Below are 26900 nucleotides of genomic sequence, written 5' to 3'. Positions count from 1 at the left end.
TCCAGCGCGCAGGCACGCGGCTTGCAACGGCAGGTGTACACACGCCTGACCGGAGCCACGTATGAACCGTCTGCTCGACTATATGCCCGAACTTGATATTGCCTTGCCTCCCGGCGCGCTGGCGCCGGCGGCGGCGTTCGCTTCGGCCCACGATGCGGATGCGGAAATGGCCTATGGCGCGGAATTGCTGGAGGCGGGGGCCGGCAACGGTGCCGCACTGGCGCCATTTCTGGCCGGGCTGGTGGCGCGCAGCGGTCCCGCCGGCCGGGCAGCGCTGCGCCGGCCGCTGGGGCGGGCGCTGATGAAGGCGCTGCTGCAGTCGGCCATGGCGCTGCTGCCCTTTGACAGCAAGGCGGCGCAGCAGCGCGCCGCAGCCATCTTCGGCCTGGAGCTGGAAGGACTCAGCCCTGAAGACAAAGAATTCGCGCTGGCCCGCCAGTTCATCCGCCTAGCGCGCGAGTTGATAGATGGCGCGCTGGCGTCCGGCGCGGCAGGCGCGCAGCAGGACGCGGCGGATGCCGAAAGCAGGGTGCAGGCGGCATTGCAGCAGGCGGCGCGCAAGCACGCGCCCGGGCTGCTGCATCGCGCGGCACAGCAGGAGCCGGCGGGAGGACGCTGGCAGCGCAGCGGCAAGCGCATCGTGGTCCTCAATTGTTAATCACCATCGTTAATCACCATCCACCATCGGGAGCTAATCATGCATGACATCGATCGTACCACCCTGGAATTTGGCCAGGAAATGGGTTATGAGGGCGAGCAGTACGAATTCGGCCAGGGCGAATGGAGCGGCGAGGGCGGCTTGCTGTCGGAAGCGGACGAGATGGAACTGGCCAATGAACTGCTGTCGGTCACCAACGAGGCCGAGCTGGAACAATTCCTCGGCAATTTCCTGAAAAAGGCCGCCTCGGTGGCAGGCTCCGTCATCAAGTCGCCCATCGGCCAGGCCGTGGGCGGCGTACTGAAAGGCGTGGCCAAGAAGGCGCTGCCGCTGGCCGGCGGCGCCATCGGCGGCTATTTCGGCGGCCCGCTGGGCGCCAAGATCGGCAGCGGCCTGGCCTCGGCGGCCGGCGGCGCGCTGGGACTGGAAGCGGAGGGCGAAATGATGGGCGAGGACCGCGAGTTCGAGGGCGCCAAGACCTTTGTGCGCTTGGCGGCGGACACCGTAAGCCGCGCCGCCCAGGCGCGCGGCGGCGATCCGCGCGCGGTGGCGCAGGCCGCTGCCACGGCGGCGGCGCGCCAGCATGCGCCCGGGCTGCTGGCCAAGGCTGGCGCGCAGCAGGGGCGCAGCCAGCAGGGCGGCTTCGGCGGGGCGCAGCGCGGGGCCGGCATGGGCAGCTGCGGCGGCAGCATGGGCGGCAGCGGCGGCATGGGCAGCATGGGCGGCAGCTCGGGCGGCAGCGGCGCGTCGGGCCGCTGGGCGCGCCAGGGCCGCAAGATCGTGCTGTACGGCGCCTGATCGGCCATGGCCATCAGCTCCTATGCCCGGTGGATGCTGGCGCAAGAGGCGCGCTCGCTGCTCACGCGGCTGCGCCGCGTACGGCCCTTCGTGCTGATCGAACCCATGGTGCCGGCGGCGGCCTTGCCGCCATCGGCGCAGACGGCGATCGAAGCGCATCTGGCACAGGGACGGCGCGGGCTGCATGGCATGGTGACGGCCTTCCTGGCATGGCTGCAAGGTCCGGCGGCGCGCCACGCCAGCGCCGCCGAAGCGCAGCGCCGCTTCACCTTCCTGCGCCTGAAGTTCAATGCCGGCTTGACGCAGTTCGATCTGTTCAACGACGTCATCACCCAGCGCAGTGAGCACAAGAACGGCACCTGGCTATCCGGGCTGGACGTGGTGTCGGCCGACGCCCTGGCGCTGCCCGGCAGCTACTACCGCGCGCCGCCGGTGATCTGCTACCTGGACCGGGGGCCGGGCGCGGCCATCCGCCGCGCGCGCACCCGCTTGCCCGGCGGCGGCGACAACCCGGTGGCCATCGTGCGCGTGCCGCGCGAGCGCATGGTGGGCAGCAGCATCGCCTCCTCGCTGATCCACGAAGTCGGGCACCAGGGCGCGGCGCTGCTGGACCTGGTGAACTCGCTGCGCCCGGTGCTGCAGTCGATGCAGCGCGGCGGCGGCAGCCAGGGGACGCCGGCCCATGTGTGGCGCCTGTGGGAGCGCTGGATCTCGGAAGTGGTGGCCGACCTGTGGTCGCTGGCGCGGGTGGGCGTGGTGGCCACCATGGGGTTGATCGGCGTGGTCAGCCTGCCGCGCGTGTTCGTGTTCCGCGTCAATCCCGACGATCCCCATCCGGCGCCGTGGATACGGGTAAAGCTCAGCTGCGCGCTGGGCGAGCACCTGTTCCCGCATCCGCAGTGGCGGCGCGTGGCGGCGCTGTGGGAGTCGTTCTACCCGCTCACCGGTCTGCCGCCGTCCCAGCGGCGCGTGCTGCTGCAGCTGGAAGACAGCCTGCCGGCCTTCGCCGCGCTGCTGGCGCGGCACCGGCCGGCACTGCTGCGCGGGCGCACCTTGCCGGATGTGATGGCGGTGCGTGCGCGCCAGCCGCGCCGGCTGGCGTGCCTGTTCCGGCAGTGGAGCAGGACGCCGCAAAAGATGTACGACGCCGCGCCCTCGCTGGCCTTTGCGGTGCTGGGCCAGGCCCGCGCCGACGGCCGCCTCAGTCCTGAAGACGAGAGCGTGCTGCTGGGCAGGCTGCTGACCCACTGGGCCTTGCGCAGCACGCTGGACCTGACCGCATTGTGCGGCGACGTGGCCCAGTACCGGCGCCCCGAATACCGTAGCACCATCCTTTAAGGAGATAGACATGGCAAACATCAAGAACGCGGCGGCCAAGGCGGATCTGCGCGGGGCGGTCCAGGTGACGGTGCACGACAGCCTCACCGGCGCGCCGCTGGTCAACGCCGCCATCAAGCTGTACAAGGCGCAAACCCGGCAGGGCGCGCCGATGGCGGACTGCGACGTGGAGGAAGTGAAGAAGTGGCTGCCCGACGAGGCGCTGCTGGTGAACACCGGCTTCACCGGCGCCGACGGCGCGGTGCTGTTTCCGTCGCTGGAAGCTGGCGCCTACATCGCCGCCTACGACAACATCGTACCGATGCGCATGGATGCGCTGTTTTACCAGTGCGCAGCGGTGCGCAACGGCTGCACCGAGAACGTGTGCTTCGACTTCGCCTTCAACCCTTCGGTGGAGATGACGTTCGAATCGAATTGCCGCGAGGTCGAGAACAACTGCGCCTTCGTCGGCGACAAGGCCACCGCCGAAGTGCACGTGGACGGCGATGGCCCGCTGGGCGAGGACGCGCTGCGCATCGTGGCGCGCTCGCCATGGCAGCCGCGCGGCGGCGACGGACATCATTTCAGCGCCATCATGCGCCATGCCGGGCCGCAGCGCTTCGAGGCGCAGGTGCTGTTCGCGCGGCGCGGGCGGCCGGCCGGCGCGGCGGCGCCGGGTGCGGCCGGCATGCCCATGGTGCGCAGCGGCGGCCCGGGCGCTTCGCTCACGGCGGACCAGTTGGCGGGCGTGACCGCGCCCGGCTCGATGGCGTCGCTGGGCGTGAACGCGGACTTCGACGCGGACCAGCGCGTGCCGCAGCCCATCAGCGGCAACGTCGGCGTGTCGCTCACCCGCACCGAGACCGAGCCGACCGAAGACTTGCCGCTGTGGACCCTGATCCGCAACAGCACCGAGGCGCTGTCCTTCACCAACTACCTGGCCTTCCTGGACCAGCTGTTCTGCGACGCCAATGTGGCCGTGTCGGACTTCGAGCGGCTGCGTTTCGCCGGCAAGAACGCGGCCTTTAACGCCATCAAGTCGCGCCGCGCGCTGCCGTTCAACGATTCCGACTCCTACCGCGTGCTGAAGGCGGCCACGGAGGCCTTCGTGATGGTCAATTGCGGCGTACTGAGCCTGCCGCTGGCTTTCAATCCGGCCGAGGACGCGGCCTACCTGGACCGGCGCGACATTCCCAACGGCGGCAGCCTGGCCGACGTGCTGGCCAATGAATACCTGGAGACGGTGGACGGCAACGCGCTGGCCTTGCCCTACCTGGCCGTGATCCGCCGCAAGCTGCCCGACATCCCCATCAACGTCCCCGGCAGCGGCAGCGAGGCGGACCTGTGCTTCGGCATCATCCAGGAGCGGCTGTCCAATCCCTGCCTGATAGAGCTGATCTGGTCCTACTGGATGGAGGAGGGCATGCTGGTGCAGACCATGAACGCCATCACGCAGCGCTTCCAGAACCTGCGCCCGGCCAGCGCCGCGCACGGCCTGGACCCGCTGGCCAACACCGAGATCGACATGCTGCGCCCGCTGAACAATCTGCTGTGGGGCTACACGCAGGACGAGCAGCACCGGCTGACCGTGGTGCGCCGCAACTATGAGTATGACCACCACTACGGCGTGCGGCTGGATGGCAAGGCGGTGCGGCGCTTCCGGCCGGCGGACGGCCGGTCGAAATTCCTGGAAGCCTTCCACCACTTGCTGCGCCTGCTCACGTCCTTTTACCGGCAGGACGACGACACCACCGTCAAGGCGGACGCCTTCCCGGTGCTGAACGCGCTCAAGGAAGTGCACCTGATCCTGTCGCAGGGTGCGCACAACCAGTTCGGCGATCTGCCGTCCACGGCGCGCATCGAAATGCTGATGCAGCAATGGCTGCTGGGGCGGCCGGAGTTCCGCGAGTTCCTGCCCACGCGCGTGATGGTGGCTTACCCGGAGCCGTGGATGGACCGGGTGGACGCGATGAAGAAGCTGCAGGGCTGGACCGACACCAGCGTGATGCATTTCCGCTCGCTGGCCATGTTCGGCGAGCAGTTGCTGCTGTCGATCCGTTACGGCAACTGGAGCGACATCTACGAGTCGACGCAGGCGTTCAACTGGGCACGCTTCTGGCGGCCGCAGGCGCAGGGCTACATCCATGCCTACCGTGCGGCTACCGGCGTGGACCTGTCGGTGGACGGCGCGGACGTGGCGACGGACGCCACGCTGCCATCGGTGCTGCTGCGCCAGCGGCTGGCCGCGCAGCAGGCGCGCGCCTGAGGCCGCGATGGCTGGCGCCGCCTGTGCCGGCTGTGCCGCCGGCGCGCTCGATTTCACCAGCGCGCTGTACCTGGACATGGACCATCCGTCCGGTGCGCTGCCGCCGTGGGCGGCGCTCACGCTGGGCAAGCCCGCCGCGCTGGCGCAGCCGCCCGGCGCGATCCCGCTGGCGCGCGACCTGGCGGCCCTGCTGGGCTGCGAAGCGGCGCTGGTACTGCCGTCCACGCTGCACCTGTACCTGGACCTGTTCGCCATGCTGGCGCAGGAGCCGGTTGCGCTGCTGATCGACGCCGGCGCCTATCCGGTGGCGCGCTGGGGCGCGCAGCAGGCGGTCGCACGCGGCGCGCCGATGCAGCTGTTCCGCCACGGCGACGCGGCCGGCCTGGCGCGGCTGGCCCGGCGCTGGCGCGCGCAAGGCCGGCGGCCCGTGGTGCTGGCGGACGGTTACAGCCCGGGTGCGGCGCATCCCCCACCCTTGGCCGACTACGCCGGCATCGCCGCGCGGGACGGCGGCTGGCTGGTGCTGGACGACACCCAGCCGCTTGGCCTGCTGGGCCGGCACGGCGGCGGCTCGGTGCAATCGCATGGCCTGCGTGGGCAGCGCGCGGGGCCGGACAACGCGCCCTTGCCCGGCGGCGGCACGCGCAACGATGGGCCGCACGTGCTGGTTGGCGCGTCGCTGGCGAAGGCCTTCGGCGCGCCGATTGCGGTGCTGGCCGGCAGCGCGGCCGTATTGGCGCGTTTTGAGCGGCATAGCCTGGTGCGCGTGCACGCCAGTCCGCCCAGCGTGGCGGCCATCGCTGCCGCGCGCCGGGCCTTGCGCATCAATGCCGTTTGCGGCGACACGCTGCGGCGCACGTTGCGGGCTCGCGTACGGCAGTTCCGGGCCGGCCTGGGCGCGGCGGGTATTGCATGCCGCGGTGGCATGTTCCCGGTACAGATCGTGCCGCTGGCGGGCGGCGCCGACGGCCCGGCGTTGCAGGCGGCGCTGCGGGCTGGCGGCGTGCTGGCGCTGCTGCAACGCCATCGCGGCGCGCCGGGGCTGACTTTCCTGCTGCGTGCCGGCCACAGCGAGCAGGATGTCGCGCGCGCCGTGGCGGCACTGGAATATCACATCAAGGAGCTGGCATGAATCAGCAATTCGAAACTCTGCCTTTCGAGCTGGAAGGCGAACTGGAAGGCGAACTGGAAGGCGAACGCTGCGGCCGCCCGATGGGCTTCGCGCGCAGCAGCGGACGGGGTGGCGCGCGGTGCGGCGGGCGGGCAGGCCCCGCGCGGCAGGCCCCGGTCCGGCACGGCGCCGGGCGGCTGGGACGCCCCGGCCCGCCGCGGGGACCGCGTCCCCGGCCCTGGCCCGTGTGGCCCTACTACGGTCCGCGCTACGGCGGCTGGTGGCCCTACACCTCGGTGGCCGTGCTGCCGCCTGGGCCAGGCGGCTGGTCCGACGCGGAACCGCCGCCGGACGACGGCGGCGCCTTCGATGATGGCAGCGGGGGCGCGCAAGCGGTGCCGGCCAGCGCCGACGCGGCCGAGGTTCCGCCAACCATCGCGGCAACCATAGGCCGCCTGCCCGCCGCGCAGCGGCCGGCTTACCTGGCGCTCGGCCCGCTCACTGGCGCGCTGCGCGATCCGCGCGCCACCGGCCCAGGCTTCTACCTGATCGAGTTCACCGTCAACGGCGTGCGGCGCGCCTACAGCGGCCAGACCGGCAACCTGCGCCGCCGCCTGCAGCAGCACGCGCTGTGCGGACAGATGATGGGGCTGCCGCTGGCATCGCACTCGGTGTACGTGGCGCAATCGAGCCTGCCCGAGGCGCAGCGCCGCGCCGTCGAATACCGCATCCACGACGACATGTTTCGCACCAGCGCAGGTGTGCTGACCAACCAGCGCCGCGAACTGGAGGCCGAGTTGTTCGGCCATGAATGGCGATGAGCCGGGGAGAACATCATGTACTGCAAACAATGCCACTGCACGTCGTGCAGCGCGACGGCCGCCGGCGGCTTCGAAGTGATGGAATTCGAAGCCGTGCAGGCCGGCCCGTTCAGCGCCGAGCAAGAGATGGAGCTGGCGCTGGAACTGATGTCGGTGACCAGCGAGGCGGAACTGGATCAGTTCCTGGGCGGGCTGTTCAAAGGGGCGTGGAAAGGCCTGAAGAAGGTCGGCTCGGCGATAGGCAAGGTGGCCCAGCCCCTGGGCGGCGTGCTAAAGGGCATCGCCAAGAAGGCGCTGCCGATGGTGGGCGGGGCGCTCGGCTCCTTTATTCCCATTCCCGGCGTCGGCACGGCGCTCGGCTCCGCGCTGGGCGGCGCCGTGGCCAAGGCGCTCGAGATGGAATTCAGCGGCATGGAGTACGAGCAGCAGGAGTTCGAGATGGCGCGCCGCTTCGTGCGCATTGCCGGCACGGCGGCGCAACTGGCCGCAGCCAGCGACGGCAGCCCGCAGGCCGTGCGCAGGGCGCTCAGCGAGTCCCTGCTGCAGCATGTTCCGCACTACGAAATGGCGGAAGGGCTGTCCGGCGAGGAAGAAGGCGAGGCCTACGGCGGGCGCTGGCGCAAGCGGCGCGCACAGCGCGGCTACGGCTACGGCTACGGCAACGGCAACGGCAACGGCAACGGCAACGGCAACGGCAACGGCAACGGCAACGGCGGCTTCGGCTGCTGACAGCGCGATGATCATCGACTGCCACTGCCACGCCGGCCCGGGCGACGGCTTGAGCGGCCCGTGGGACAGCAACGCGGGCCTGGGACGCTACCTGCGGCGCGCCCGTGCGGCCGGGATAGACCGCAGCGCGCTGCTGGCCACTTTCCACAGCGACTACGCGCAGGCCAACGCCGACGTGGCGCGCATCGTCGCCTCGCGCCCGCAGCAGTACTACGGCTACGCGTTTGTGCACGCAGTGCGCGACCGGGGCCGCATTGCCGCCATGGTGCGTACGGCGGTGCAGGACTACGGCTTCATCGGCATCAAGCTGCACCGGCACGATGCGCGCATCAGCGGCGAAGTGTGCGACGCGGCGCGGCTGTTCGGCGTGCCCGTGCTGTACGACCCGATGGGCGAGGTGGCCGTGGCGGAACTGCTGGCCGCGCAGTACCCGGACGTCAATTTCATCCTGCCGCACCTGGGCAGCTTTGCCGACGACTGGGGCGCGCAACTGGCGCTTATCGACCATCTGGTGCGCCACCGTAACATCCATACGGACAGCTCGGGCGTGCGGCGCTTCGATTTGCTGGAGCAGGCCGTACGCCGCGCCGGGCCGCACAAGGTGCTGTTCGGATCGGACGGGCCGTGGCTGCATCCCGGCCTTGAGCTGGAGAAGATCAGGTTGTTGCGCTTGCCGGAGCGCGATGAAAGACTGATCCTGGGAGAGAACTTCCTGCGCCTGACCGGCGGCGCGCAGCCCCGCCAGGCCGACCCTACGTAGGCGCACCGGGCCGCGGCGCACTGCAAGCCGCCTCGCCCCAGGCCTTGCGCCGCAGCTGCAGCGCGCGGTCGGTAACGCCCAGCCGCGCCGCGGCGCGCTGGTTGTTGTCGTTCTCCTGCTCCAGCACCAGCTGGATGGCCGTGTCGCCGGCCGCTTGCGTAATGCGGCCCAGCCCCAGGCCCAGGTCGACGGCATGGCGGATGGCGTCGGCGAAGCCCCGGTCCGGCCATATGGCGGCCCCTTGCGGCCGCTCGTCCGGCGGCACGTCGCCTATCGTTACCGGGCCGGGGCCGCAATGGCGGTGCCAGATGCGCGCCACCGTCTGGCGCAGGTCGCGCACATTGCCGGGATAGTCGCGCGCCAGCAGAAATGCCTTCACGGCCGGATCGAGTTCGCAGCGCGGCCCCTGCGGCGCCAGCAGGCCGATGAAGTGTTCGGCCAGCGGCAGGATATCGCTTTGCCGCTCGCGCAGCGGCGGCGGGCGGCAGCGCCATCCCGCGATGCGGTAATACAGGTCGGCGCGGAAGCTGCCATCCGCCACGCCCGCCTCAAGGTCGCGGTTGGTGGCGCACACCAGGCGAAAGCACGTCGGCTGCCAGGTGTTGCTGCCCACGCGCTTGTACTTTTGCTCCTGTATCACGCGCAGCAGCTGCGCCTGCATCGGCAGCTGCAGCTCGCCTACCTCGTCGAGAAACAGCACGCCGCCGTCCGCCAAAGCAAAGGCGCCGTCGCGCGCGCTGGCCGCGCCGGTGAACGCGCCGCGCTCGTGGCCGAAGAACTCGCTGCCCGCCAGCTCTGCGGACAAGGTGGTGCAATCGACGACCACCAGCTCGCCCGCCGCGCCGCCGAGATGATGGATCAGCTGCGCAATCTGTTCCTTGCCGGTCCCGGTTTCGCCCGTGATCAGCACCGACGACTGCGAGAACGCCGCCACCTCCACCACATTGCGCACCAGCGCGCGCCACACGGGGCTGTCGCCCACCAGGCTGGCCTGCACGGCGTCCGAGGCCATCAGCTGCTGCACCGCCTGCCAGCGCCGCAGCCGCGCCGACGCCTGCGCGGCCACCCGGGCCGCCTCCGGCACCGGCCCCTGGGTGAGCTGCGCGCCTGCCGCAGGCCACTGCAGCAAGTCGGCCGCGCCCGCTGCCAGTACGGCCCACATGGCATCCGGCGCCAGCGGCGCCGGACCGCACGCCACCGCAAGCACGGTGGCGCGCGCGGTTAGCGCGGCCAGCTGCGCGGCCAGCTGCTCGTCCCAGCGGCTAAGCAGCAGCAGGCCCAGGCTGCCAGCGGGCACCGGCGCCTGCGCGGCATGCGTGCGGATGCCAGTTTTGCCAAGCTCATCGGCCAAGCTGCGGCCGATGTCCTGCAGCGTCTGGTCGACAACGTGCAGCCACACAGCAAGCGCATCCGGGCGTTCCATAGCGGTTTTGGCGAGGGCGAGGCCAGCACTTTACGCCCAGCCGTCCGTGCCTGGTTTGACCCGCGCCAAAGGTGCACAACGAAAAATGGGGTCAGGGTTAATTAAATAATTAACCCTGGCCCCATTTGTTTTTGCGGCAAGTAGTGGTTAGTAGCGGTTTATTGCTTGACGCAGTCCACGAAGTAGTCGCGCTTGCCGTTGACTTCGCGCTTGACCAGGCCGTGCACGTCGGTCTCGAAGCCGGGGAAGCGTTCGTTGAAGTCGCGCGCGAAGCGCAGGTAGTCGACGATGGTCTTGTTGAAGCGCTCGCCCGGGATCAGCAGCGGAATGCCCGGCGGGTATGGCGTCAGCAGGATGGAGGTGATGCGGCCTTCCAGTTCGTCGATCGCCACGCGCTCGATCTCGCGGTGCGCCATCTTGGCGAAGGCGTCCGATGGCTTCATGGCCGGGATCATGTCGGACAAATACATCTCCGTCGTCAGGCGCGCCACGTCGTAGGCCTTGTAGAAGTCGTGGATCTGCTGGCACAGGTCGCGCAGGCCCATCTGCTCGTAGCGCGGGTTCGCTTGCGAGAACTCGGGCAGGATGCGCCACAGCGGCATGTTCTTGTCGTAGTCGTCCTTGAACTGCTGCAGCGCGGTCAGCAGCGTGTTCCAGCGGCCCTTGGTGATGCCGATGGTGAACATGATGAAGAAGGAGTACAGGCCGCACTTCTCGACGATCACGCCGTGCTCGGCCAGGTACTTGGTGACGATGGACGCGGGGATGCCGGTGTCGCCGAACTGGCCGTCCAGCGACAGGCCCGGGTTGACGATGGTGGCCTTGATCGGGTCCAGCATGTTGAAGCCCGGCGCCAGCTTGCCGAAGCCGTGCCATTCCTGGCTTTCCTCGGTGAAGATCCAGTCGGCCTGGGTGCCGATGCCTTCTTCGGCGAATTCGTTCGGCCCCCACACCTTGAACCACCAGTCCTTGCCCCATTCCTCGTCGATCTTGCGCATGGCGCGGCGGAAGTCCAGCGCTTCCAGGATCGATTCTTCCACCAGCGCGGTGCCGCCCGGCGCTTCCATCATGGCAGCGGCCACGTCGCACGAGGCGATGATGGAGTACTGCGGCGAGGTGGAGGTGTGCATCAGGTAGGCTTCGTTGAAGGCGTCCTTGTCCAGCTTGACCGATTCCGATTCGCGCACCAGCACCTGCGAGGCCTGCGACAGGCCCGCCAGCAGCTTGTGCGTGGACTGGGTGGAGAAGATCATCGATTCCTTGGCGCGCGGACGGTCCTTGCCGATGGCGTGCATGTTCTTGTAGAAGTCGTGGAAGGTGGCGTGCGGCAGCCAGGCTTCGTCGAAGTGCAGGGTGTCGATCTTACCGTCCAGCATTTCGCGCAAGGTCTCGACGTTGTACACCACGCCGTCGTAGGTGGACTGGGTGATGGTCAGGATGCGCGGCTTCTTGTTCTTGGCGTCGCGCGCGAACGGGTTGGCGTCGATCTTGCGCTGGATGCTCTCCATCGAGAACTCTTCCACCGGGATCGGGCCGATGATGCCGAGGTGGTTGCGGGTCGGCATCAGGAACACGGGAATGGCGCCGCACATGATGATGGAGTGCAGGATCGACTTGTGGCAGTTGCGGTCCACCACCACGATGTCGCCCGGGGCGACCGTGGAGTGCCACACCATCTTGTTCGAGGTGGAGGTGCCGTTGGTGACGAAGTAGCAGTGGTCGGCGTTGTAGATGCGCGCGGCGTTGCGCTCGGAGGCGGCCACGGGGCCGGTGTGGTCCAGCAGCTGGCCCAGTTCTTCCACCGCGTTGCAGACGTCGGCGCGCAGCATGTTCTCGCCGAAGAACTGGTGGAACATCTGGCCGATGGGCGACTTCAGGAAGGCCACGCCGCCGGAGTGGCCGGGGCAGTGCCAGGAGTAGGAGCCGTCGTTGGCGTAGTGCACCAGCGCGCGGAAGAAGGGCGGCGACAGGCCGTCCAGATAGGACTTCGCTTCGCGGATGATGTGGCGCGCCACGAATTCGGGGGTGTCCTCGAACATGTGGATGAAGCCGTGCAGTTCGCGCAGGATGTCGTTCGGGATGTGGCGCGAGGTGCGCGTTTCGCCGTACAGGTAGATCGGGATGTCCGAGTTCTTGTAGCGGATCTCTTCCACGAAGGCGCGCAGCGACTTCAGGGCGTGGTCGGTTTCTTCCACGGTGCCGCCGCCGAATTCCTCGTCGTCGATGGACAGCACGAAGGCCGAGGCGCGCGATTGCTGCTGCGCGAACTGGGACAGGTCGCCGTAGCTGGTTACGCCCAGCACTTCCATGCCTTCTTTTTCCATCGCGGCGGCCAGGGCGCGGATGCCCAGGCCGGACGTGTTCTCAGAGCGGAAATCCTCGTCAATGATGACGATGGGGAAACGAAATTTCATTACTTGTCTCCAAAAAGAAGAACCGCCCCGGGCTATTTGTGGCCGGAGCGGGCTGGGCGAAAAAAATAAGAACGGGATTCTCGCAGAAAATGCCGCCAACGGGGAAAAAAGTTACGCAGTTGGCGGCATGGTCCGGCATATCGGTGCCTGGTGCTGCCTAGTGGTGGCCGGCGGCGGCACCGCCGCCGGTCAGCGCGCCGATCGGATCGATGTGCAGGGCCGCGAACAGCCCCAGCGCGATCCCGGCGCCGGCCACCGCGTACGCAGTGTACAGCAGCCAGCGGCGATGCGTCAGCAGCGTGATGGCCGCCAGCGAAATGGCGATCTGTTCGGCCGTGGTGGCTAGCGCCCACTGGTGGTGCTGGTGCAGCGCGGCGTCGGACTTCTTGTTCCATTCGGCCGACGACGCTTCCCACTTCTCGGCGTCCTTCTTGATGTCTTCCTTCTCGCTGCGGTAACGCGCCACCTCGGCCTTGTATTTTTCCGGGTCCACGTTCGGCAAGGTCATGGCCAGCTCGGCCAGGTTCTGCTTGTTGGACTTGGCCTGGTAGTAGTTCCAGCTGTTGGCGGCCTGGGTCTTGTCGATGGCGGCGTTGTTCTTGTACAGGGCCGCCTCGTTCTGCGTGGCGCCGCCCTGGTAACCGAACAGCGCGCCCACCGTGGCCAGGATGGCCGTGGTGACGGCGATATTGCCGGAGAATTTGTCGTCGCTGTGGGCAGCATGCTCCACGGCGTGGTCGTGCGGGCCGTGGACGTGAAAACCGTGTCCTGACATGGATGTTTCCTTTTCTGGTTACGCCGGCAGGCGGCGCAAAGTTACGAATGCGTACGGCAGGCCGTTGGCCGAGGTGTAGTTCTGGCGTTCCAGCTCCTGCCATTCTGCGCCAAGTGCGGGGAAATGCGCGTCGCATTCGAACGCCTGGCCGATTTCGGTCTGGATTACCTGGTCCGCCAGGCGCCGGGCCAGCGCCTCGGCATACACCTGGGCGCCGCCGATGATGAAGGCTTCCGCCTCGCCCTGGACCAGCGCGCGCGCCTCGTCCAGCGAGTGCACGGCCTCCACGCCGTCCGCGCGCCACGCGGCGTTGCGGGTGACGACGACGTTGCGGCGGTTGGGCAGCGGGCGGCCGATGGACTCATAGGTCTTGCGGCCCATGATGACGGGATGGCCGGTGGTCAGGCGCTTGAAGTGCGCCATGTCTTCCGGCAGCTTCCACGGCAGCGTGTTGTTGATGCCGATGCCGCGCTGGGCGTCTGTGGCGACGATGATGGTCAGTAGTGTCATGGCGCTTGCGGGGCGGTGTGTGCTGGGCCCGACATTATAGCCGCGCGCGTGCGGGTGCGCAGCACTGCCGGACGGCCGGCCCGGCCCGGATGCTTCCTGGTCTGGATGCTCGCTGTCCATGACATGCCGGGTGCCCCTTTCCGCCAAGGTTGATATTGGTTCAATAGCTGTTGCGAAATTGCATCGTGGAAATAGTTAATTGTGGAGAGGACGGCCGCTTATTTTATTTGATGTGAGTATTGGAGAGAGTTGACCCTGTTTTTTTCTCGTATCTTGGCATCGCAATGACGGACTTTATTTTCCTGTGGAAATGAAATCCGTGTCCAAATGTTAAATCGGCGCGACGAAGGAGACGGGCAATGAAGCATCCACTGAGGCATGCCTTGGGCGAAGTACAGCACGCGGTGCTGGCGCTGGCCGACGGTACGCTGTTTGAAGGCGTGTCCATCGGCGCCGCCGGCCACACCAGCGGCGAGGTCGTGTTCAACACCGCCATGACGGGCTACCAGGAAATATTGAGTGATCCCAGCTACAGCCGGCAGATCGTCACGCTGACTTATCCGCACATCGGCAACACCGGCATCAATGGCGAGGACGGCGAATCGCCCCGCATTCACGCCGCAGGCCTGGTCATCAAGGATTTGCCGCTGCTGGCTTCCAATTTCCGTTCCTCGCTCAGCCTGTCGGACTGGCTGCGCGGCCAGAACATCGTCGCCATTGCCGGCCTCGACACGCGCAAGCTGACCCGCATCCTGCGCGAGCGCGGCGCCCAGAACGGCGCCATCGTCGCCGGCGCAGGGGAGGCGGGCGCGCGCGCGGACAGCGCGCTGGCGCAGCAGGCCCTGGCGCACGCGCGCAGCTTCCCCGGCCTGGCCGGCATGGACCTGGCGCGCACCGTCAGCACCGCCAGCGCCTACGAGTGGCACGCCACCGAATGGCGGCTGGGCAAAGGCTTCGGCAGGCTGGACAGGGCGCGCTTCCACGTGGTGGCCTACGACTATGGCGTGAAGACCAATATCCTGCGCATGCTGGCCGAACGCGGCTGCCGCATCACCGTGCTGCCGGCGCAAGCCGGTGCGCAGGCCGCCCTGGCCCTGAACCCGGACGGCATCTTCCTGTCCAACGGCCCCGGCGACCCGCAGCCCTGCGGCTACGCCATCGAGGCCGCGCGCGAGCTGATCGAGCACGGCGTGCCCACCTTCGGCATCTGCCTGGGGCACCAGATCATGGCGCTCGCCTCGGGCGCGCGCACCGTGAAAATGAAGTTCGGCCACCACGGCGCCAACCACCCGGTGCAGGAACTGGCCACCGGCAAGGTGATGATCACGTCGCAGAACCACGGCTTCGCAGTCGATGCGGAATCGCTGCCCGCCAATTGCCGCGTCACCCATGTCTCGCTGTTCGACGGCTCGCTGCAGGGTTTCATGCGCACCGACCGTCCGGCGTTCTGCTTCCAGGGCCACCCGGAAGCGTCGCCCGGACCGCACGACCTGGCGCCCTTGTTCGACCGTTTCGTTAATCTGATGGGAGGCCAGCAGCATGCCTAAGCGTAGCGACATTAGCAGCATCCTCATTATCGGCGCCGGCCCCATCGTCATCGGCCAGGCTTGCGAGTTCGATTATTCCGGTGCCCAGGCATGCAAGGCGCTGCGCGAGGAAGGCTACAAGATCATCCTGGTCAACAGCAATCCCGCCACCATCATGACCGATCCGGACATGGCGGACGTCACCTATATCGAGCCGATCACCTGGGAAGTGGTGGCGCGCATCATCGAAAAGGAGCGGCCGCAGGCCGTGCTGCCCACCATGGGCGGCCAGACCGCGCTCAATTGCGCGCTCGACCTGCACCGGCACGGCGTGCTGGAGCAGTTCGGGGTGGAGCTGATCGGCGCCACGCCGGAAGCCATCGACAAGGCCGAGGACCGCGCCAAGTTCAAGGCCTGCATGAACAAGATCGGCCTGGAGTCGGCGCGTTCCGGCATTGCCCACAGCATGGCCGAAGCCTGGGCCGCGCAGGAGGAGCTGGGCTTCCCGGTCATCATCCGGCCTTCGTTTACCATGGGCGGCAGCGGCGGCGGCATCGCGCACGACGCGGCGCAGTTCAATGAGATCTGCGCGCGCGGGCTGGAACTGTCGCCCACGTCCGAGCTGCTGATCGAGGAATCGCTGATCGGCTGGAAGGAATTCGAGATGGAGGTGGTGCGCGACAAGGCGGACAACTGCATCATCGTGTGCTCCATCGAGAACCTGGACCCGATGGGCGTGCATACCGGCGACTCCATCACCGTGGCCCCGGCGCAGACGCTGACGGACAAGGAATACCAGATCATGCGCAACGCCTCGCTGGCGGTGCTGCGCAAGATCGGCGTGGACACCGGCGGCTCGAACGTGCAGTTTGCGCTGAACCCGGCCGACGGCCGCATGATCGTCATTGAAATGAACCCGCGCGTGTCGCGCTCCTCGGCGCTGGCATCGAAGGCCACCGGTTTTCCGATTGCGCGCGTGGCGGCCAAGCTGGCGGTCGGCTTCACGCTGGACGAGCTGCACAACGACATTACCGGCGGCGCCACGCCGGCCTCGTTCGAGCCGTCCATCGACTACGTGGTGACCAAGGTGCCGCGCTTCGCTTTCGAAAAATTCCCGGGCGCGGACGAGCGCCTCACCACGCAAATGAAATCCGTGGGCGAAGTCATGGCCATGGGGCGCACCTTCCAGGAATCGTTCCAGAAGGCGCTGCGCGGCCTGGACATCGGCCTGGACGGGCTGCGCCGGCCCAGTACCGGCGCCGCCGTCATCGCCGAGCAGCTGTCGGCGCCCGGCCCGCAGCGCATCTGGTACGTGGGCGAAGCCTTCGCGCAAGGCATGACGCAGCGCGAGGTGCACCGCCTGTCCGGCATCGATCCCTGGTTCCTGGCCCAGATCCACGACCTGGTGGAAGTGGAGCAGTGGATACAGACGCAAACGCTGGAAGGGCTGGACAAGCCGGTGCTGTTCCGCCTGAAGCAGCAGGGCTTCGGCGACCGCCGCCTGGCTGCGCTGCTGGGCGTGTCCGAGCAGGCCGTGCGCACCCACCGCCAGCTGCTGGGCGTGCGGCCGGTGTACAAGCGCGTGGACACCTGCGCCGCGGAATTCGCCACCCGCACCGCCTATATGTACTCCACCTACGACGAGGAATGCGAGGCGCTGCCCACCAATGCGCGCAAGATCATGGTGCTGGGCGGCGGCCCCAACCGCATCGGCCAGGGCATCGAGTTCGACTACTGCTGCGTGCACGCGGCGCTGGCCATGCGCGAGGACGGCTACGAGACCATCATGGTCAACTGCAATCCCGAAACCGTGTCCACCGATTACGACACCTCGGACCGGCTGTACTTCGAATCGCTGACGCTGGAGGACGTGCTGGAAATCGTCGCCATCGAGCGGCCCATGGGCGTCATCGTGCAGTACGGCGGCCAGACGCCGCTCAAGCTGGCGCTGGAGCTGGAAGCGGCCGGCGTGCGCATCATCGGCACCTCGCCGGACATGATCGATGCCGCCGAGGACCGCGAGCGCTTCCAGCAGCTGTTGTACCAGCTGGACCTGCGCCAGCCGCCCAACCGCACCGCCCGCACCGAGGAGGACGCGGTCAGGCTGGCCGAGGAAATCGGCTATCCGCTGGTGGTGCGCCCGTCCTATGTGCTGGGCGGCCGCGCCATGGAGATCGTGCACGAGCGCGCCGACCTGGAACGCTATATGCGCGAAGCGGTGAAGGTATCGCACGACTCCCCGGTGCTGCTGGACCGCTTCCTGAACGACGCCATCGAGGTGGACGTGGACTGCGTGTCGGACGGCGCCCAGGTGGTGATAGGCGGCGTGATGGAACACATCGAACAGGCCGGCATCCACTCGGGCGATTCGGCCTGCTCGCTGCCGCCGTATTCGCTGGCGCACGACACCGTGGCCGAGATCAAGCGCCAGACCGAACGCCTGGCGCGCGGCCTGCGCGTGGTGGGGCTGATGAATGTGCAGTTCGCGGTCCAGCGCAACAAGGTCGATGGCCGCGTGCGCGACCAGATCTTCGTGCTGGAAGTGAACCCGCGCGCCTCGCGCACCGTGCCTTTCGTTTCCAAGGCCACCGGCGTGGCGCTGGCCAAGGTGGCCGCGCGCTGCATGGCCGGCCAGTCGCTGGCGGAGCAGGGCGTGACCGGGGAAATCGTGCCGCCGTATTTCAGCGTCAAGGAAGCCGTGCTGCCGTTCGCCAAATTCCTCGGCGTGGACACCATACTCGGGCCGGAAATGAAATCCACCGGTGAAGTGATGGGCTGCGGCGCCACCTTCGGCGAAGCCTATTTCAAAGCCCTGCTGGGCGCCAGCGTGCGCCTGCCGCGCGGCGGCCTGGCCTACCTGCGCGTGCGCAAGGGCGACCAGGCGCGTGCGGTGGCGCTGGCGCGCGAACTGTCGGCCTCCGGCTTCGAGCTGGTGGCCAGCCACGTGACGGCGGTGGTGATCGGCGCGGCGGAGATCCCGGTGCGCGAGCTGCAGGACGAGGAAGTAATGGCCATGCTGGCCGGTAAGCGGATCGGCCTGGTGGTGCTCACCGTGGACGTGAAGCGCAGCGCCATCGGCGCCTCGCGCGCGCTGCGGGTGGCCACGCTGGCTTCCGGCGCCGCTTACTTTACCACCATCGCGGCGGCCGAAGCGGCAATGGAGGCCATGCGCCACGCGGACGACACCACGCTGCATTCGCTGCAGGAGCTGCACCGGCAGGCCGCCCGGGCGCGCCTGGAGGAATCGGTGGCGCAGGCCGCCCGCGAGGCGATCTCCCTGGCCGGCGCGGCAGCGCGGGCGCGCCGCGAGCCAGCCGCCGCCGACCTGGTGGCAGCGGCCACCGAGCTGCCGGAGCGGCGCCGCGGTGCGCGCGAGCGCAGCGTGGGCGTGCCGCCGCTGCGCCTGTTCATCCGCCAGCCGTTCACGGAATCGGACCAGCGGCAGCAGCGCATGATCGCCGACATCCTGCAGCTGATCGACAGCGCCAACGGCCTGCCGCATCCCTTCCAGTACCTGACGGGTACGGAGGCCGAAAGCGCGGACACGTTCCGGGTCTCGTTCGAGCGCAAGCAGCAGCAGCCGTTTACGCCGAAGAATTTCCGCCGCCACCGCCTGCAGCTGCTGCAGGAGGCGGACGTGATGATCAATATCCGCGTCGGCATGAGCGAGAGCAGCGCCTTCGAGCTGGCCTACCACATCTTCCAGGGCCGCCGCACGCCGGTGCTGTTCCTGGTATGGAAGGGCGCGCCGATCAAGACCACGCTGCTGCGCGAACTGGACGACCTGTGCGACATCACCTATATCGAGTTTGACGAAGTAGAAGAATTGCGGAGCGGCTTGCACCGCTTCTTCAATAACACGGCATTAAAAATTCAAGACTAAGCAAGGAGTATCACATGTTGGCTAATATGAAGATCAAGAACCTGGTGGTCATTGCGCTGGCCATACTGATCTCACTGATCATGGCGATCGGTGCGATGGGTATCTACAGCGCGAACCGCTCCGTCAATCTGCTCAAGGAGGTGACGCTGAGCGACCAGGCCAATGCCAATGAACGCAACGCCATCCGCCTGTCGATGGAAACCAACCGCAGCCAGATCCTGCAGGCGCTGCAGCACAACACCGCCTTCGAGTGGTCCAAGCTGCACGACCACGCGCTGACGGTCCACTGGGGCATCGTCGAGGACGCCTCGGCACGCGCGGCCAAGGGCTGGGAGCACTACCTGGGCAGCATCAAGTCCGAGGAAGAGAAAAAGCTGGCGCAGGACTGGTACGACAAGAGCGCCGGCCTGGGGCTGGAGCACATCAGGGCCGCCGCAGCCGCCGTCAAGGCCGGCCAGTGGGACGACGCCGAAATGGTGCTGATCAAGAAAATCAACCCCTCCTACCGGGTCGGCGACGTGGCGCTGAAAGCGCTGGCCGACTTCAGCGAACAGCGCGCCAAGGCCAACGAGGAAGCGGTGCAGGCAGGCCTGGACAGCGCGCGCAACATGACGATAGCCGTGCTGGTGGCGGGCGTGGCGCTGTCGGTGTTTGTCGGCATGCTGCTGGTGCAAGCCATCTCGGTGCCGCTGCAGCAGGCCATGGACATCGCCATCCAGGTGGCGGAAGGCGACCTGACCGGCAAAGTAGAGCAGCGCAGCAGCAGCGAGATCGGCCAGCTGCTGACCGCACTGGACAAGATGAAGACCAACCTGGCGGCCATCGTGGCCGAAGTGCGCGGCAGCACGGACACCATCTCCAGCGCTTCCGGCCAGATCGCCGCCGGCAATATGGACCTGTCGGACCGCACCGGCGAGCAGGCCGGCTCGCTGGAGGAAACCGCGTCCTCGATGGAGGAGCTGACCGGCACCGTCAAGCAGAACGCCGAAAATTCGCGCCAGGCCAACATATTGGCGCAATCCGCCTCCGAAGTGGCGATCAAGGGCGGGGTGGTGGTGTCGCAGGTGGTGGACACCATGGGTTCGATCAACGACTCGTCCAAGAAGATCGTGGACATCATCGGCGTAATCGACGGCATCGCCTTCCAGACCAATATCCTGGCGCTGAACGCGGCCGTGGAAGCGGCGCGCGCGGGCGAGCAGGGCAGGGGGTTCGCGGTGGTGGCGTCCGAAGTGCGCAACCTGGCGCAGCGTTCGGCGGCTGCGGCCAAGGAAATCAAGGCGCTGATCGACGACTCGGTGGACAAGGTGGGCAGCGGCGCCAAGCTGGTGGACCAGGCCGGCGCCACCATGCAGGAAATCGTCACCAGCATCCAGCGCGTGACCAGCATCATGAGCGAGATCACGCAGGCCAGCCAGGAGCAGACCATGGGCCTGGACCAGATCCACTCCGCCATCACCCAGATGGACGGCCTGACGCAGCAGAACGTGGCGCTGGTTGAAGAGGCGGCTGCGGCGGCCGACGCGTTGAATGAACGCGCCCTCGGCCTGACCCGCGTGGTCAGCGTGTTCAAGCTGGAAGGCAAGCAGGCCGCGGCGCGCGCGCCGGCGGTCGCGGTGCGGCCGGTGCGCGCCGCCGCCAGTCCGGCCAAGCCCGCCGCCAAGCCGGCTGCGCCGGTGCGCAAGCTGGCTGCGAAGGCAAGCCCCAAGCCGCGCGTTGCCAACGGCGCCGACAGCGACTGGGAAGAGTTCTGATTCCTGCGCCAGCGCGGCGGCCGATCACTCCCAGGCAAGCTGCCAGTAGCCGTTCCTGGCCTGCGTCCTGCGGGCCAGCAGGGCTTCCGGCAGCCTGATATCCAGCGCGGCCAGGCGCGCCGGGTCCACCAGTACGGTGGGCTTTTCCTGGCGCAGCACCGGCAGCACTTCCGGCTTGGTGTGGTTCTTCAGTATCTTCGCCGCCTGCGTGCCGGCGAGGTAGCCCACGGCGCCGAATTCGGCGCCCACGTACAGCGCCGCGCCGGGCACGCGCACCATGGCCAGCGTCACCACCGGCAGCTTGTGCTCCGCGCCATAGTCGCCCAGGTCGATGGCCGCCTCGTAGCGGTGCAGGCCATAGTAGGTGTCCAGCGGCACGGCAAACATCTGCACGCCTTCTCCCTGCTGGTGCAGTGCCTTCAGCGCGGGCACGATATTGTCCGTCTTCGCCACCTGCCGCGCCGTCACCGCCATGCCCAGCTCGCGTGCGCCGCCTGCCGCCGCAGCCACGTTGGCCACGCCGTTTTCGTCGTCCGTGTGGACCATGCCGATGCGGCTTGCGTTCGGGAAGACGCGGTGCACCATGGTGAGCGCGTCGCGCATATTGGTGTACAGCGTGGAGCCGGTGACGCCGGGACCGCAGTCGGCCAGCGAGACGCAGCCCACGTCAACAGGATTAGCCACGGCGGTGAACACCAGCGGCACCTTAGCGTCTTCCAGTATGCCGCGCGCGTATTTGGTGGCGGGGGAGCCGATAGCCAGCACCAGGTCCGGCCTGGCGGCGGCGATGCGCTGCGCCTCCTGGCGGATGCGCATCACCACGCCCAGCTTGCTCCAGAAGCCGCCGCGCTCCGCGTCGAAGTCCACCTTCACGCGGTTCACGCGCAGGTTGCGGCCTGCTTCGATCTGGTTGGCGCGCAGCGCCCCGATAAAGCCGGCGTAGGCTTCCTGGTACGGTTCGATGTCGGTCACCTGCAGCACTTCCACTTTGAATCCGGGCTGCTGCTCCATGGCTTCCAGCGGCAGCGGCTCGATGGCGAGGGCAGGGCCGCAGCACAGCGCGGCGGCGAGGGCGAGTATTTTCATGGCGTTTCCCGGAGCAGTTTGTCGATGGCCACAATTTAAGCAGGAATCGGCCGCGCTCCGGCGCCTATCGACAGACCGTGCGAGCCAATCTGCATCCGGCGTCGGGCTGGCGCAACGCTAGGGCTGCGGCGTCTCGATCAGCTCGCGCATGATGTTGAGGAAAACCTGCAGCACCGGCGACGGATCGTCCTTGCGGTAGGCGGCGTACAGCGTGGTGCGCGGGGCCGGCTGCGCGAGCGTGCGGTACACCACGCCGGCAGAAGCCGGCCTCAATGCAGCTCTGGTACAGCGAGGCGGCAAAGCGCGATTGGTCCAGCTTGAAGGAAATGAAGCGCTCCTCGGCCAGGTCCTTCAGCGCCACGCGAGTTCCCGATGGTGAACTTCATCATCGGCCGCTCCGGCATCCAGACCGGCCACGCGCGGCCCGGACTTCGACGGCGTCCGCGCGCGCATCGCACCGGAAGCGCTGGCGCGGGCCGACGCCATCCTGGCGCGTGCAATTGTGTAGGCGGATAGGCAAACGCTGAGGTACGATGCTGCCAGCAAAACATTTTTGAGGAGCAGCAATTGAAGGCGTTGAAACTGCTGGCCGTAGCCGGCCTGATGGCAATCTCCACCCTGGCGCTGGCGGCCGCGCCCGTAGCCGCCGGCACCGCCGCCGCCGCGCCCGGCGCGGCGCAGGTGAAGGCCGCGTACGACCTGCTGGCCGCCATGCAGGCCGAGAAGCTGACCCGCACCGTGGCCGGCGGCAGCAAGTTCCCCAACGAGCAGCAGCGGCTGGCCTTCATGGCCAAGCTGGATAAAGTGCCCGCGACGGAAGTCTACAACCGCCTGGCCGCGCCAGTGGCCAAGCTGGTGTCGGCCGAGACGGCGGTGGAGATGACGCGCTTCTACCAGTCCAGCTACGGCCGGAAAGTGCTGCAGAAGACCTATAACGGCGGCCCGAGCATGTACGACGACGCACCGAAGCCGACCCCTGCAGAGAAAGCGGAACTGGCCAAGCCGGCCTACATGAAGGCCGACAAGGAGTTCCAGGCCGCGCGGCCCGCCATTCGCCATGAAGTGTTCGTGCTGGTGAGCGAGCTGGCCAAGGCAAAGTAGGGGCCGGGCAGGGACCAGGGGGGCCAGGCGCCTGGGCCCCCTGTCTATTGCCCTGCCGCCTGCTGCAACTGCCCGGGGTCAAGCACCGATACCCAGCGTCCCCGCACGCTGACGGCGCCGCTGTGCGCCAGGCGCTGCAGTTCGCGGCTGGCGGTGGTGTCCGCCATGCCCAGGAAAGCGGCGATGTCGGAGCGCGACATGACGAGCTGAAAATGCCTGCCATCGAAACCGTTGGACAGTTCTGCATTGGCCAGTTCAAGCAGAAAGGCGGCTACCCTTTGCCTTGCGTGCGGGCTGCGTTGGATCTGCGCGATGCGCTGCTGCCTGGCTATTTCCTCCAGCAATACTGTTTGTATCTGGGCGCGCAGCGCGCTGTCCTGTTGGACTGCCTGCAGCACGCGTGTCCTGGAAAATTCCAGTACGGTGCTGTTAGCGAGCGCTACCGCGCTATAGCTGCGCAGCTGAGCGTGGCGCTCGTCCAGTCCCAGGCAAGCGCCTCTGCCCAGGAAGCCAATCACGTCCTGCTCGCCCTCCAGTGATACGGTGCCGCACTTCCAGCTGCCGCTCTCGATGGCATAGAAACGGTCGTTGGCCTGGTCGCCCATATGGAACAGGAATTCATGGCGCCGCTTGTGCGTGCGCTGTTGCGCCAGCGCTGCCAGCGGAGCGGCAAGCGCTGGCGGGAGCGCGGCGGCGGGCCTCGGGATGGCGGACATGGACACGGCGCTCAGTGCCGCGCAGCTGTCGGAGGGAGCGCCGGGACGGCGGGCGTGCGCGCCAGTTCGCGCAGCACGGACTGCTTGCGCAGCTGGACGTGCTTGCCGTGCAGGGTCAAGGTTCCGTCCAGTTTCAAGCGCAGCAGGCTGCGGCTGAGCGACTCCGGCGCCATGTGCAGATAGCTGGCGATGTCCCGCCAGTTCATGGCCAGGCGCAGCATGCGGTCCGAATAGCCGCGCAACGCCTGCCGTTTGCCGATATCGAGCAGGAAGGAAGCCAGGCGCCGGCTGCAGCCGGGCTGGCGCAGGAATTGATTGCTCTTGCATTCGCGCTGCAGCGCGTCATTCAGCGCCGGCAGCAGCCGTGGCGGACTGGCGCCCGGCGAATCGAAGGTGATCGCGCATACCGAACTGTCTTCCAGCGCGACCGTGTAGCTGCCGTGGCGCAGCTGGCCGGGCGCGCCTAGGCCGAGCAACTCGCCCGCCAGGTGAAACGCCGTCACGTGCAAGGCGCCGCTGGGATGGGGCGAGACGCGCTTGAAGGCGCCGGAGCGGACAATGTAGACGCGGTCTTCGCGCAGCTGGTCCGCGCGCAGCAGGGCCGCGTCGCGCGGCACGCGTATCGTCTCGATGGCGGCGGCGTCTTCGCCGCTTGCCGGGCACGTCCTGCGCGCGGCGCATTCGGCGCACCCGCTTGCGCCCGTGTCGTCCCGGTGTCCGATCGGCATTCGCTGTCCCATGAAAACTCCCTCCAGCATGTAGTTTGAGTAAGAATATGCTGCATTGCAGTATATCTGAAACTACTGGTATTCTAGTTACATCTTTACAACAACCGGCTGGCTTGCCAGCTCGGCGCAATTGCCGCCGCGCCGTTTGGCGCGGTACATGGCCTGATCTGCTAGCTCCAGCAGCACCGCGGCGTCTGCGTCGGGGAAGGGCGCGACGGCGACGCCGACGCTGGCGCCAATGTCGAGCTGGCTACCGCATAGATGATAAGGCCGGCTGACACTGTGCGCCACGTCCGATGCGAGTGCCAGGGCTGCCGCCGGGTTGGGAATGCTGCGTAGCAGCATAGCGAACTCGTCGCCTCCCAGGCGCGCCACCACGTCCTCCTGCCGCACTGCCGCCTTGAGCCGCCGTGCCACCGCCAGCAGTAGCCGGTCGCCCATGCGGTGGCCATAGGTGTCGTTGACGGCCTTGAACCGGTCGAGGTCGATAAACAGTGTCGCCGCCAGCTGGCCGTCTGCGTGGCTGCGGCGCAGGGCGGCGCGCTGCTCGCGCAGGAAGGTGGCCTTGTTGGCCAGTCCCGTCATGGCGTCGTGGGTGGCGAGGCGGCGCAGGCTGGCGTCGGTGCGCCGGCGGCCGGTGATGTCCTGTTGCAGCGCCACAAAGCACGTGATGTTGCCCTGCTCGTCTCTCAGCGGCGTAATCACCTCGTTGACGAAGCGCGTGCCGCCGCGCTTGTGGCGCAGCACGGTCTCGCCCGACCAGGCTTTGCCCGCCCGCACCATCTCCAGGATGCGCGCGGCGCGCGCGTCCCAGCCCAGTTGCTGGCGCGATTTGCCCAGTGCTTCCTGCTCGGAATAACCGCTCAGGCGCAGGAAGGCCTGGTTGACCCATTGCAGGCGGCCGTCGTGCCCGGCAATCAGGGCTGCACTGGCGTTGACACTGAGCGCGCGCGCCAGCAGCGATTGGCATTCGGTAACAACAGTTCCGTTCGATAGCATCGTCTCACTCCGTTGCTGCGCGGGACGGCGAGGCCGCCGCCGCTGGGGAATCCACGGCAGATCAATCTGACTGAACCAAGTTTGCCAGCAGCAAGGATGAGCACTTTGTTTATAGTCACTTCTTGAGCAAAATTAATAATATTGACGGACGGGCATGCGTTTCATTGCTAAACATCAAGGCCGTGCGTCCACCGGCAGGGCGTGCTCAGTTTGCCTCCCCGCTGCAGCAACGCAAGGGCGCCAGCATGGACGGCGGCGGCTCTGGCGGCTGGTAGCGGGCCACGGTGGCGAAGATGCGCAGCACGCCATCGATCAGTTCGCTGGCTTCGTGGTCGTCCAGCCGCTCGATGTTTTGCTGCAGGGCCACCGAGGTCAGGGTCGGCGCGTCGCGCAGGCGCTGACGCAAGTCGTCAAACAGGTGGCGTACTTCGGTCGGCACCTCGTTGGGCCGCATGCGCACCAGGCTGAGGGCGCAGGCGCGCTTGAGGCGGTCCTTCTGTGCTCCGTGGCCGGCCAGATGCCAGACCGCCGAGCTGAATTCCGCGAAAGCTTGCGACATGGTGTGGTCCCTCCTCAAGCGTTGCCGCGGCCAGCCGGCCAGCGCGGCCGGCGGCGCGGGCTGCGGCGTATGGCCCGCAAGGCGGCCGGATCGAGTATCAGTATGGTGCGGCCATTGATGCTGATCATGTCCAGCGCCTGCAGCTCGCTGAGCGTGCGGCTCACCGTTTCCATTGCCATACCCAGGTAATTGCCGATTTCGGCGCGCTGCATGACGAGGTTGAAACTGCTGCCCGAGTAGCCGGCGGCCGCATGGCGGGCGGCGGTGTCGAGCAGGAAGTGGGCCATCCGGGCCTGGGTGTTGAGGCCGGAGCGCATGCTGAGCAGCGCCTGGTCGCGCGCCAGGTTGTGGCTGATGACACCGCACATGGCGGCGGCAAATTCGCAGTGCACCCGGCCCAGCCGGCTCAGCGTTTCCAGCGGTATCTCTATGACCGTGGCATTGGTCAGCGCCACCAGCTCCTGCGGGTAGCGCCGGTTCAGCATGCCGTCTATCCCCAGCAAGTCGCCGCGCATGGGAAAACCCATCACCTGCTCCTTGTCATAGACAAATGAAGACGTTTTCAAGATGCCCGATTGCACCGCGAACAGGCGGTCGCAGGTCTGGCCGGCCAGATGGATGCGCTGGCCGCTGCGCACCCGCACGCGCGGCAAGCGGTGTTCGTCGCTCAAGTCCACAATCTGGTGCTGAATACCGAGCAGGATGCACAGGTCGGCGAAGCTGGCGTCGTTCTGCGCCGGGCGGGGCAGCAGGCCTGCGGCGGACAGGCCGGGACCGTGTCCGATCGTGGGATAGGGCGTGGATAGCATGGCTTTTTCTCCTGGTTGCAGCGTTGAGCGAAAACGGCGGGCGCGCGGACATATGCTTGCGGCAGTTGTCAATAGGAAAGCGCGCAAAATTCCTGTAGGAACGATCGAGTTATTGCATAGGCGAATTACTACCTTGCTAAGATATCAGGAGGTTTGT

At 67.5% G+C, this 26900-nt stretch carries 22 protein-coding genes and 1 pseudogene; 12 read left to right on the top strand and 11 right to left on the bottom strand.

The window, feature by feature from the left end; all coding sequences use genetic code 11:
* Positions 1 to 61 precede the first annotated feature (61 nt).
* The 8 genes from ACFJI2_RS13440 to ACFJI2_RS13405 are packed head-to-tail and all read left to right on the top strand — an operon-like array spanning position 62 to position 8460.
* Entirely contained in the window at positions 62 to 658 is a 597-nt protein-coding gene (locus ACFJI2_RS13440; RefSeq protein ID WP_377705474.1) for a hypothetical protein, read from the top strand.
* A 39-nt stretch (positions 659 to 697) separates the two neighbouring features.
* Positions 698 to 1456 carry a hypothetical protein gene (locus tag ACFJI2_RS13435; RefSeq protein WP_377705473.1) on the top strand — a complete coding sequence of 253 codons (759 nt, stop codon included), beginning with the start codon at positions 698 to 700 and terminating at the stop codon, positions 1454 to 1456.
* Positions 1457 to 1462: 6 nt separating this feature from the next.
* Positions 1463 to 2794, top strand: coding sequence for a hypothetical protein (locus ACFJI2_RS13430; RefSeq protein WP_377705472.1), 1332 nt, complete (start codon positions 1463 to 1465; stop codon positions 2792 to 2794).
* A gap of 10 nt (positions 2795 to 2804) precedes the next feature.
* Positions 2805 to 5039 (top strand): 8-amino-7-oxononanoate synthase, encoded by a 2235-nt coding sequence (locus ACFJI2_RS13425; RefSeq protein WP_377705471.1) that lies wholly within the window; start codon positions 2805 to 2807, stop codon positions 5037 to 5039.
* Positions 5040 to 5046: 7 nt separating this feature from the next.
* On the top strand, positions 5047 to 6171 hold the full coding sequence (locus ACFJI2_RS13420; RefSeq protein WP_377705470.1) for an aminotransferase class I/II-fold pyridoxal phosphate-dependent enzyme: 1125 nt from the start codon (positions 5047 to 5049) through the stop codon (positions 6169 to 6171).
* A complete protein-coding gene (locus tag ACFJI2_RS13415; RefSeq protein WP_377705469.1) occupies positions 6168 to 6971 on the top strand; it encodes a GIY-YIG nuclease family protein in 804 nt (267 codons plus the stop codon). The genes ACFJI2_RS13420 and ACFJI2_RS13415 overlap by 4 nt, the downstream gene beginning before the upstream one ends.
* A gap of 15 nt (positions 6972 to 6986) precedes the next feature.
* Positions 6987 to 7700: a hypothetical protein gene (locus tag ACFJI2_RS13410; RefSeq protein ID WP_377705468.1), complete on the top strand. Its 714-nt coding sequence runs from the start codon at positions 6987 to 6989 to the stop codon at positions 7698 to 7700.
* A 7-nt stretch (positions 7701 to 7707) separates the two neighbouring features.
* Positions 7708 to 8460: an amidohydrolase family protein gene (locus tag ACFJI2_RS13405; RefSeq protein ID WP_377705467.1), complete on the top strand. Its 753-nt coding sequence runs from the start codon at positions 7708 to 7710 to the stop codon at positions 8458 to 8460.
* Here ACFJI2_RS13405 and ACFJI2_RS13400 read toward each other — a convergent pair.
* The 4 genes from ACFJI2_RS13400 to ACFJI2_RS13385 all read right to left on the bottom strand — a co-directional run bounded on the left by ACFJI2_RS13400 (position 8453) and on the right by ACFJI2_RS13385 (position 13582).
* Positions 8453 to 9883 (bottom strand): sigma 54-interacting transcriptional regulator, encoded by a 1431-nt coding sequence (locus ACFJI2_RS13400; RefSeq protein WP_377705466.1) that lies wholly within the window; start codon positions 9881 to 9883, stop codon positions 8453 to 8455. The genes ACFJI2_RS13405 and ACFJI2_RS13400 overlap by 8 nt on opposite strands.
* Before the next feature lie 158 nt (positions 9884 to 10041).
* A complete protein-coding gene (locus ACFJI2_RS13395; protein ID WP_107979251.1) occupies positions 10042 to 12297 on the bottom strand; it encodes an arginine/lysine/ornithine decarboxylase in 2256 nt (751 codons plus the stop codon).
* A 157-nt stretch (positions 12298 to 12454) separates the two neighbouring features.
* Entirely contained in the window at positions 12455 to 13072 is a 618-nt protein-coding gene (locus ACFJI2_RS13390; RefSeq protein WP_377705464.1) for a DUF4337 domain-containing protein, read from the bottom strand.
* Between the two features lie 18 nt (positions 13073 to 13090).
* A complete protein-coding gene (locus ACFJI2_RS13385; protein ID WP_377705463.1) occupies positions 13091 to 13582 on the bottom strand; it encodes a dihydrofolate reductase in 492 nt (163 codons plus the stop codon).
* A gap of 359 nt (positions 13583 to 13941) precedes the next feature.
* Between ACFJI2_RS13385 and carA the strand changes: the two genes are divergently transcribed.
* The 3 genes and pseudogenes from carA to ACFJI2_RS13370 all read left to right on the top strand — a co-directional run bounded on the left by carA (position 13942) and on the right by ACFJI2_RS13370 (position 20745).
* Entirely contained in the window at positions 13942 to 15129 is a 1188-nt protein-coding gene (gene carA, locus ACFJI2_RS13380; protein ID WP_377705462.1) for a glutamine-hydrolyzing carbamoyl-phosphate synthase small subunit, read from the top strand.
* A pseudogene (gene carB, locus ACFJI2_RS13375) lies at positions 15122 to 18325 on the top strand (carbamoyl-phosphate synthase large subunit); the annotation flags it as partial. The gene carA and the pseudogene carB, both read left to right, overlap by 8 nt.
* Before the next feature lie 680 nt (positions 18326 to 19005).
* A complete protein-coding gene (locus ACFJI2_RS13370) occupies positions 19006 to 20745 on the top strand; it encodes a methyl-accepting chemotaxis protein (protein ID WP_377705461.1) in 1740 nt (579 codons plus the stop codon).
* Between the two features lie 24 nt (positions 20746 to 20769).
* Here the strand turns inward: ACFJI2_RS13370 and ACFJI2_RS13365 are convergent, their stop codons facing one another.
* Positions 20770 to 21831: an ABC transporter substrate-binding protein gene (locus tag ACFJI2_RS13365; protein WP_377705460.1), complete on the bottom strand. Its 1062-nt coding sequence runs from the start codon at positions 21829 to 21831 to the stop codon at positions 20770 to 20772.
* Between the two features lie 117 nt (positions 21832 to 21948).
* The gene (locus ACFJI2_RS13360) at positions 21949 to 22104 is read right to left on the bottom strand and encodes a hypothetical protein (protein WP_377705459.1); all 156 of its coding nucleotides are present in this window, start codon (positions 22102 to 22104) and stop codon (positions 21949 to 21951) included.
* A 294-nt stretch (positions 22105 to 22398) separates the two neighbouring features.
* On the opposite strand from ACFJI2_RS13360, the gene ACFJI2_RS13355 reads away from it, so the two are divergent.
* Positions 22399 to 22932: a hypothetical protein gene (locus ACFJI2_RS13355; RefSeq protein WP_377705458.1), complete on the top strand. Its 534-nt coding sequence runs from the start codon at positions 22399 to 22401 to the stop codon at positions 22930 to 22932.
* Between the two features lie 44 nt (positions 22933 to 22976).
* On the opposite strand, the gene ACFJI2_RS13350 is transcribed toward ACFJI2_RS13355, so the two are convergent.
* From ACFJI2_RS13350 to ACFJI2_RS13330, 5 genes are all read right to left on the bottom strand, one after another.
* Entirely contained in the window at positions 22977 to 23648 is a 672-nt protein-coding gene (locus ACFJI2_RS13350) for a Crp/Fnr family transcriptional regulator (RefSeq protein WP_377705457.1), read from the bottom strand.
* 11 nt (positions 23649 to 23659) lie between these two features.
* A complete protein-coding gene (locus tag ACFJI2_RS13345) occupies positions 23660 to 24376 on the bottom strand; it encodes a helix-turn-helix domain-containing protein (RefSeq protein ID WP_377705456.1) in 717 nt (238 codons plus the stop codon).
* Positions 24377 to 24463: 87 nt separating this feature from the next.
* Complete coding sequence (locus ACFJI2_RS13340) at positions 24464 to 25375, bottom strand: diguanylate cyclase domain-containing protein (RefSeq protein ID WP_377705455.1); 912 nt, start codon at positions 25373 to 25375, stop codon at positions 24464 to 24466.
* A 205-nt stretch (positions 25376 to 25580) separates the two neighbouring features.
* Positions 25581 to 25934, bottom strand: coding sequence for a hypothetical protein (locus ACFJI2_RS13335; RefSeq protein ID WP_377705454.1), 354 nt, complete (start codon positions 25932 to 25934; stop codon positions 25581 to 25583).
* A 14-nt stretch (positions 25935 to 25948) separates the two neighbouring features.
* The gene (locus ACFJI2_RS13330; protein ID WP_377705453.1) at positions 25949 to 26743 is read right to left on the bottom strand and encodes a helix-turn-helix domain-containing protein; all 795 of its coding nucleotides are present in this window, start codon (positions 26741 to 26743) and stop codon (positions 25949 to 25951) included.
* Positions 26744 to 26900 lie beyond the last annotated feature (157 nt).

The sequence above is a fragment of the Pseudoduganella sp. UC29_71 genome (assembly GCF_042693265.1).
In the GTDB taxonomy this organism is placed as follows: domain Bacteria; phylum Pseudomonadota; class Gammaproteobacteria; order Burkholderiales; family Burkholderiaceae_D; genus Rugamonas.
This window is presented reverse-complemented; position numbering and strand designations above follow the sequence as displayed.

What these genes read in the sequence shown, in the direction of transcription:
- ACFJI2_RS13365 (WP_377705460.1), bottom strand. Translation starts at nt 21,831, where the DNA reads ATGAAAATACTCGCCCTCGCCGCCGCGCTGTGCTGCGGCCCTGCCCTC.
- ACFJI2_RS13335 (WP_377705454.1), bottom strand. Translation starts at nt 25,934, where the DNA reads ATGTCGCAAGCTTTCGCGGAATTCAGCTCGGCGGTCTGGCATCTGGCC.
- ACFJI2_RS13345 (WP_377705456.1), bottom strand. Translation starts at nt 24,376, where the DNA reads ATGCCGATCGGACACCGGGACGACACGGGCGCAAGCGGGTGCGCCGAA.
- ACFJI2_RS13415 (WP_377705469.1), top strand. Translation starts at nt 6,168, where the DNA reads ATGAATCAGCAATTCGAAACTCTGCCTTTCGAGCTGGAAGGCGAACTG.
- ACFJI2_RS13350 (WP_377705457.1), bottom strand. Translation starts at nt 23,648, where the DNA reads ATGTCCGCCATCCCGAGGCCCGCCGCCGCGCTCCCGCCAGCGCTTGCC.
- ACFJI2_RS13410 (WP_377705468.1), top strand. Translation starts at nt 6,987, where the DNA reads ATGTACTGCAAACAATGCCACTGCACGTCGTGCAGCGCGACGGCCGCC.
- ACFJI2_RS13385 (WP_377705463.1), bottom strand. Translation starts at nt 13,582, where the DNA reads ATGACACTACTGACCATCATCGTCGCCACAGACGCCCAGCGCGGCATC.
- carA (WP_377705462.1), top strand. Translation starts at nt 13,942, where the DNA reads ATGAAGCATCCACTGAGGCATGCCTTGGGCGAAGTACAGCACGCGGTG.
- ACFJI2_RS13340 (WP_377705455.1), bottom strand. Translation starts at nt 25,375, where the DNA reads ATGCTATCGAACGGAACTGTTGTTACCGAATGCCAATCGCTGCTGGCG.
- ACFJI2_RS13405 (WP_377705467.1), top strand. Translation starts at nt 7,708, where the DNA reads ATGATCATCGACTGCCACTGCCACGCCGGCCCGGGCGACGGCTTGAGC.
- ACFJI2_RS13395 (WP_107979251.1), bottom strand. Translation starts at nt 12,297, where the DNA reads ATGAAATTTCGTTTCCCCATCGTCATCATTGACGAGGATTTCCGCTCT.
- ACFJI2_RS13440 (WP_377705474.1), top strand. Translation starts at nt 62, where the DNA reads ATGAACCGTCTGCTCGACTATATGCCCGAACTTGATATTGCCTTGCCT.
- ACFJI2_RS13390 (WP_377705464.1), bottom strand. Translation starts at nt 13,072, where the DNA reads ATGTCAGGACACGGTTTTCACGTCCACGGCCCGCACGACCACGCCGTG.
- ACFJI2_RS13430 (WP_377705472.1), top strand. Translation starts at nt 1,463, where the DNA reads ATGGCCATCAGCTCCTATGCCCGGTGGATGCTGGCGCAAGAGGCGCGC.
- ACFJI2_RS13435 (WP_377705473.1), top strand. Translation starts at nt 698, where the DNA reads ATGCATGACATCGATCGTACCACCCTGGAATTTGGCCAGGAAATGGGT.
- ACFJI2_RS13425 (WP_377705471.1), top strand. Translation starts at nt 2,805, where the DNA reads ATGGCAAACATCAAGAACGCGGCGGCCAAGGCGGATCTGCGCGGGGCG.
- ACFJI2_RS13400 (WP_377705466.1), bottom strand. Translation starts at nt 9,883, where the DNA reads ATGGAACGCCCGGATGCGCTTGCTGTGTGGCTGCACGTTGTCGACCAG.
- ACFJI2_RS13420 (WP_377705470.1), top strand. Translation starts at nt 5,047, where the DNA reads ATGGCTGGCGCCGCCTGTGCCGGCTGTGCCGCCGGCGCGCTCGATTTC.
- ACFJI2_RS13330 (WP_377705453.1), bottom strand. Translation starts at nt 26,743, where the DNA reads ATGCTATCCACGCCCTATCCCACGATCGGACACGGTCCCGGCCTGTCC.
- ACFJI2_RS13370 (WP_377705461.1), top strand. Translation starts at nt 19,006, where the DNA reads ATGTTGGCTAATATGAAGATCAAGAACCTGGTGGTCATTGCGCTGGCC.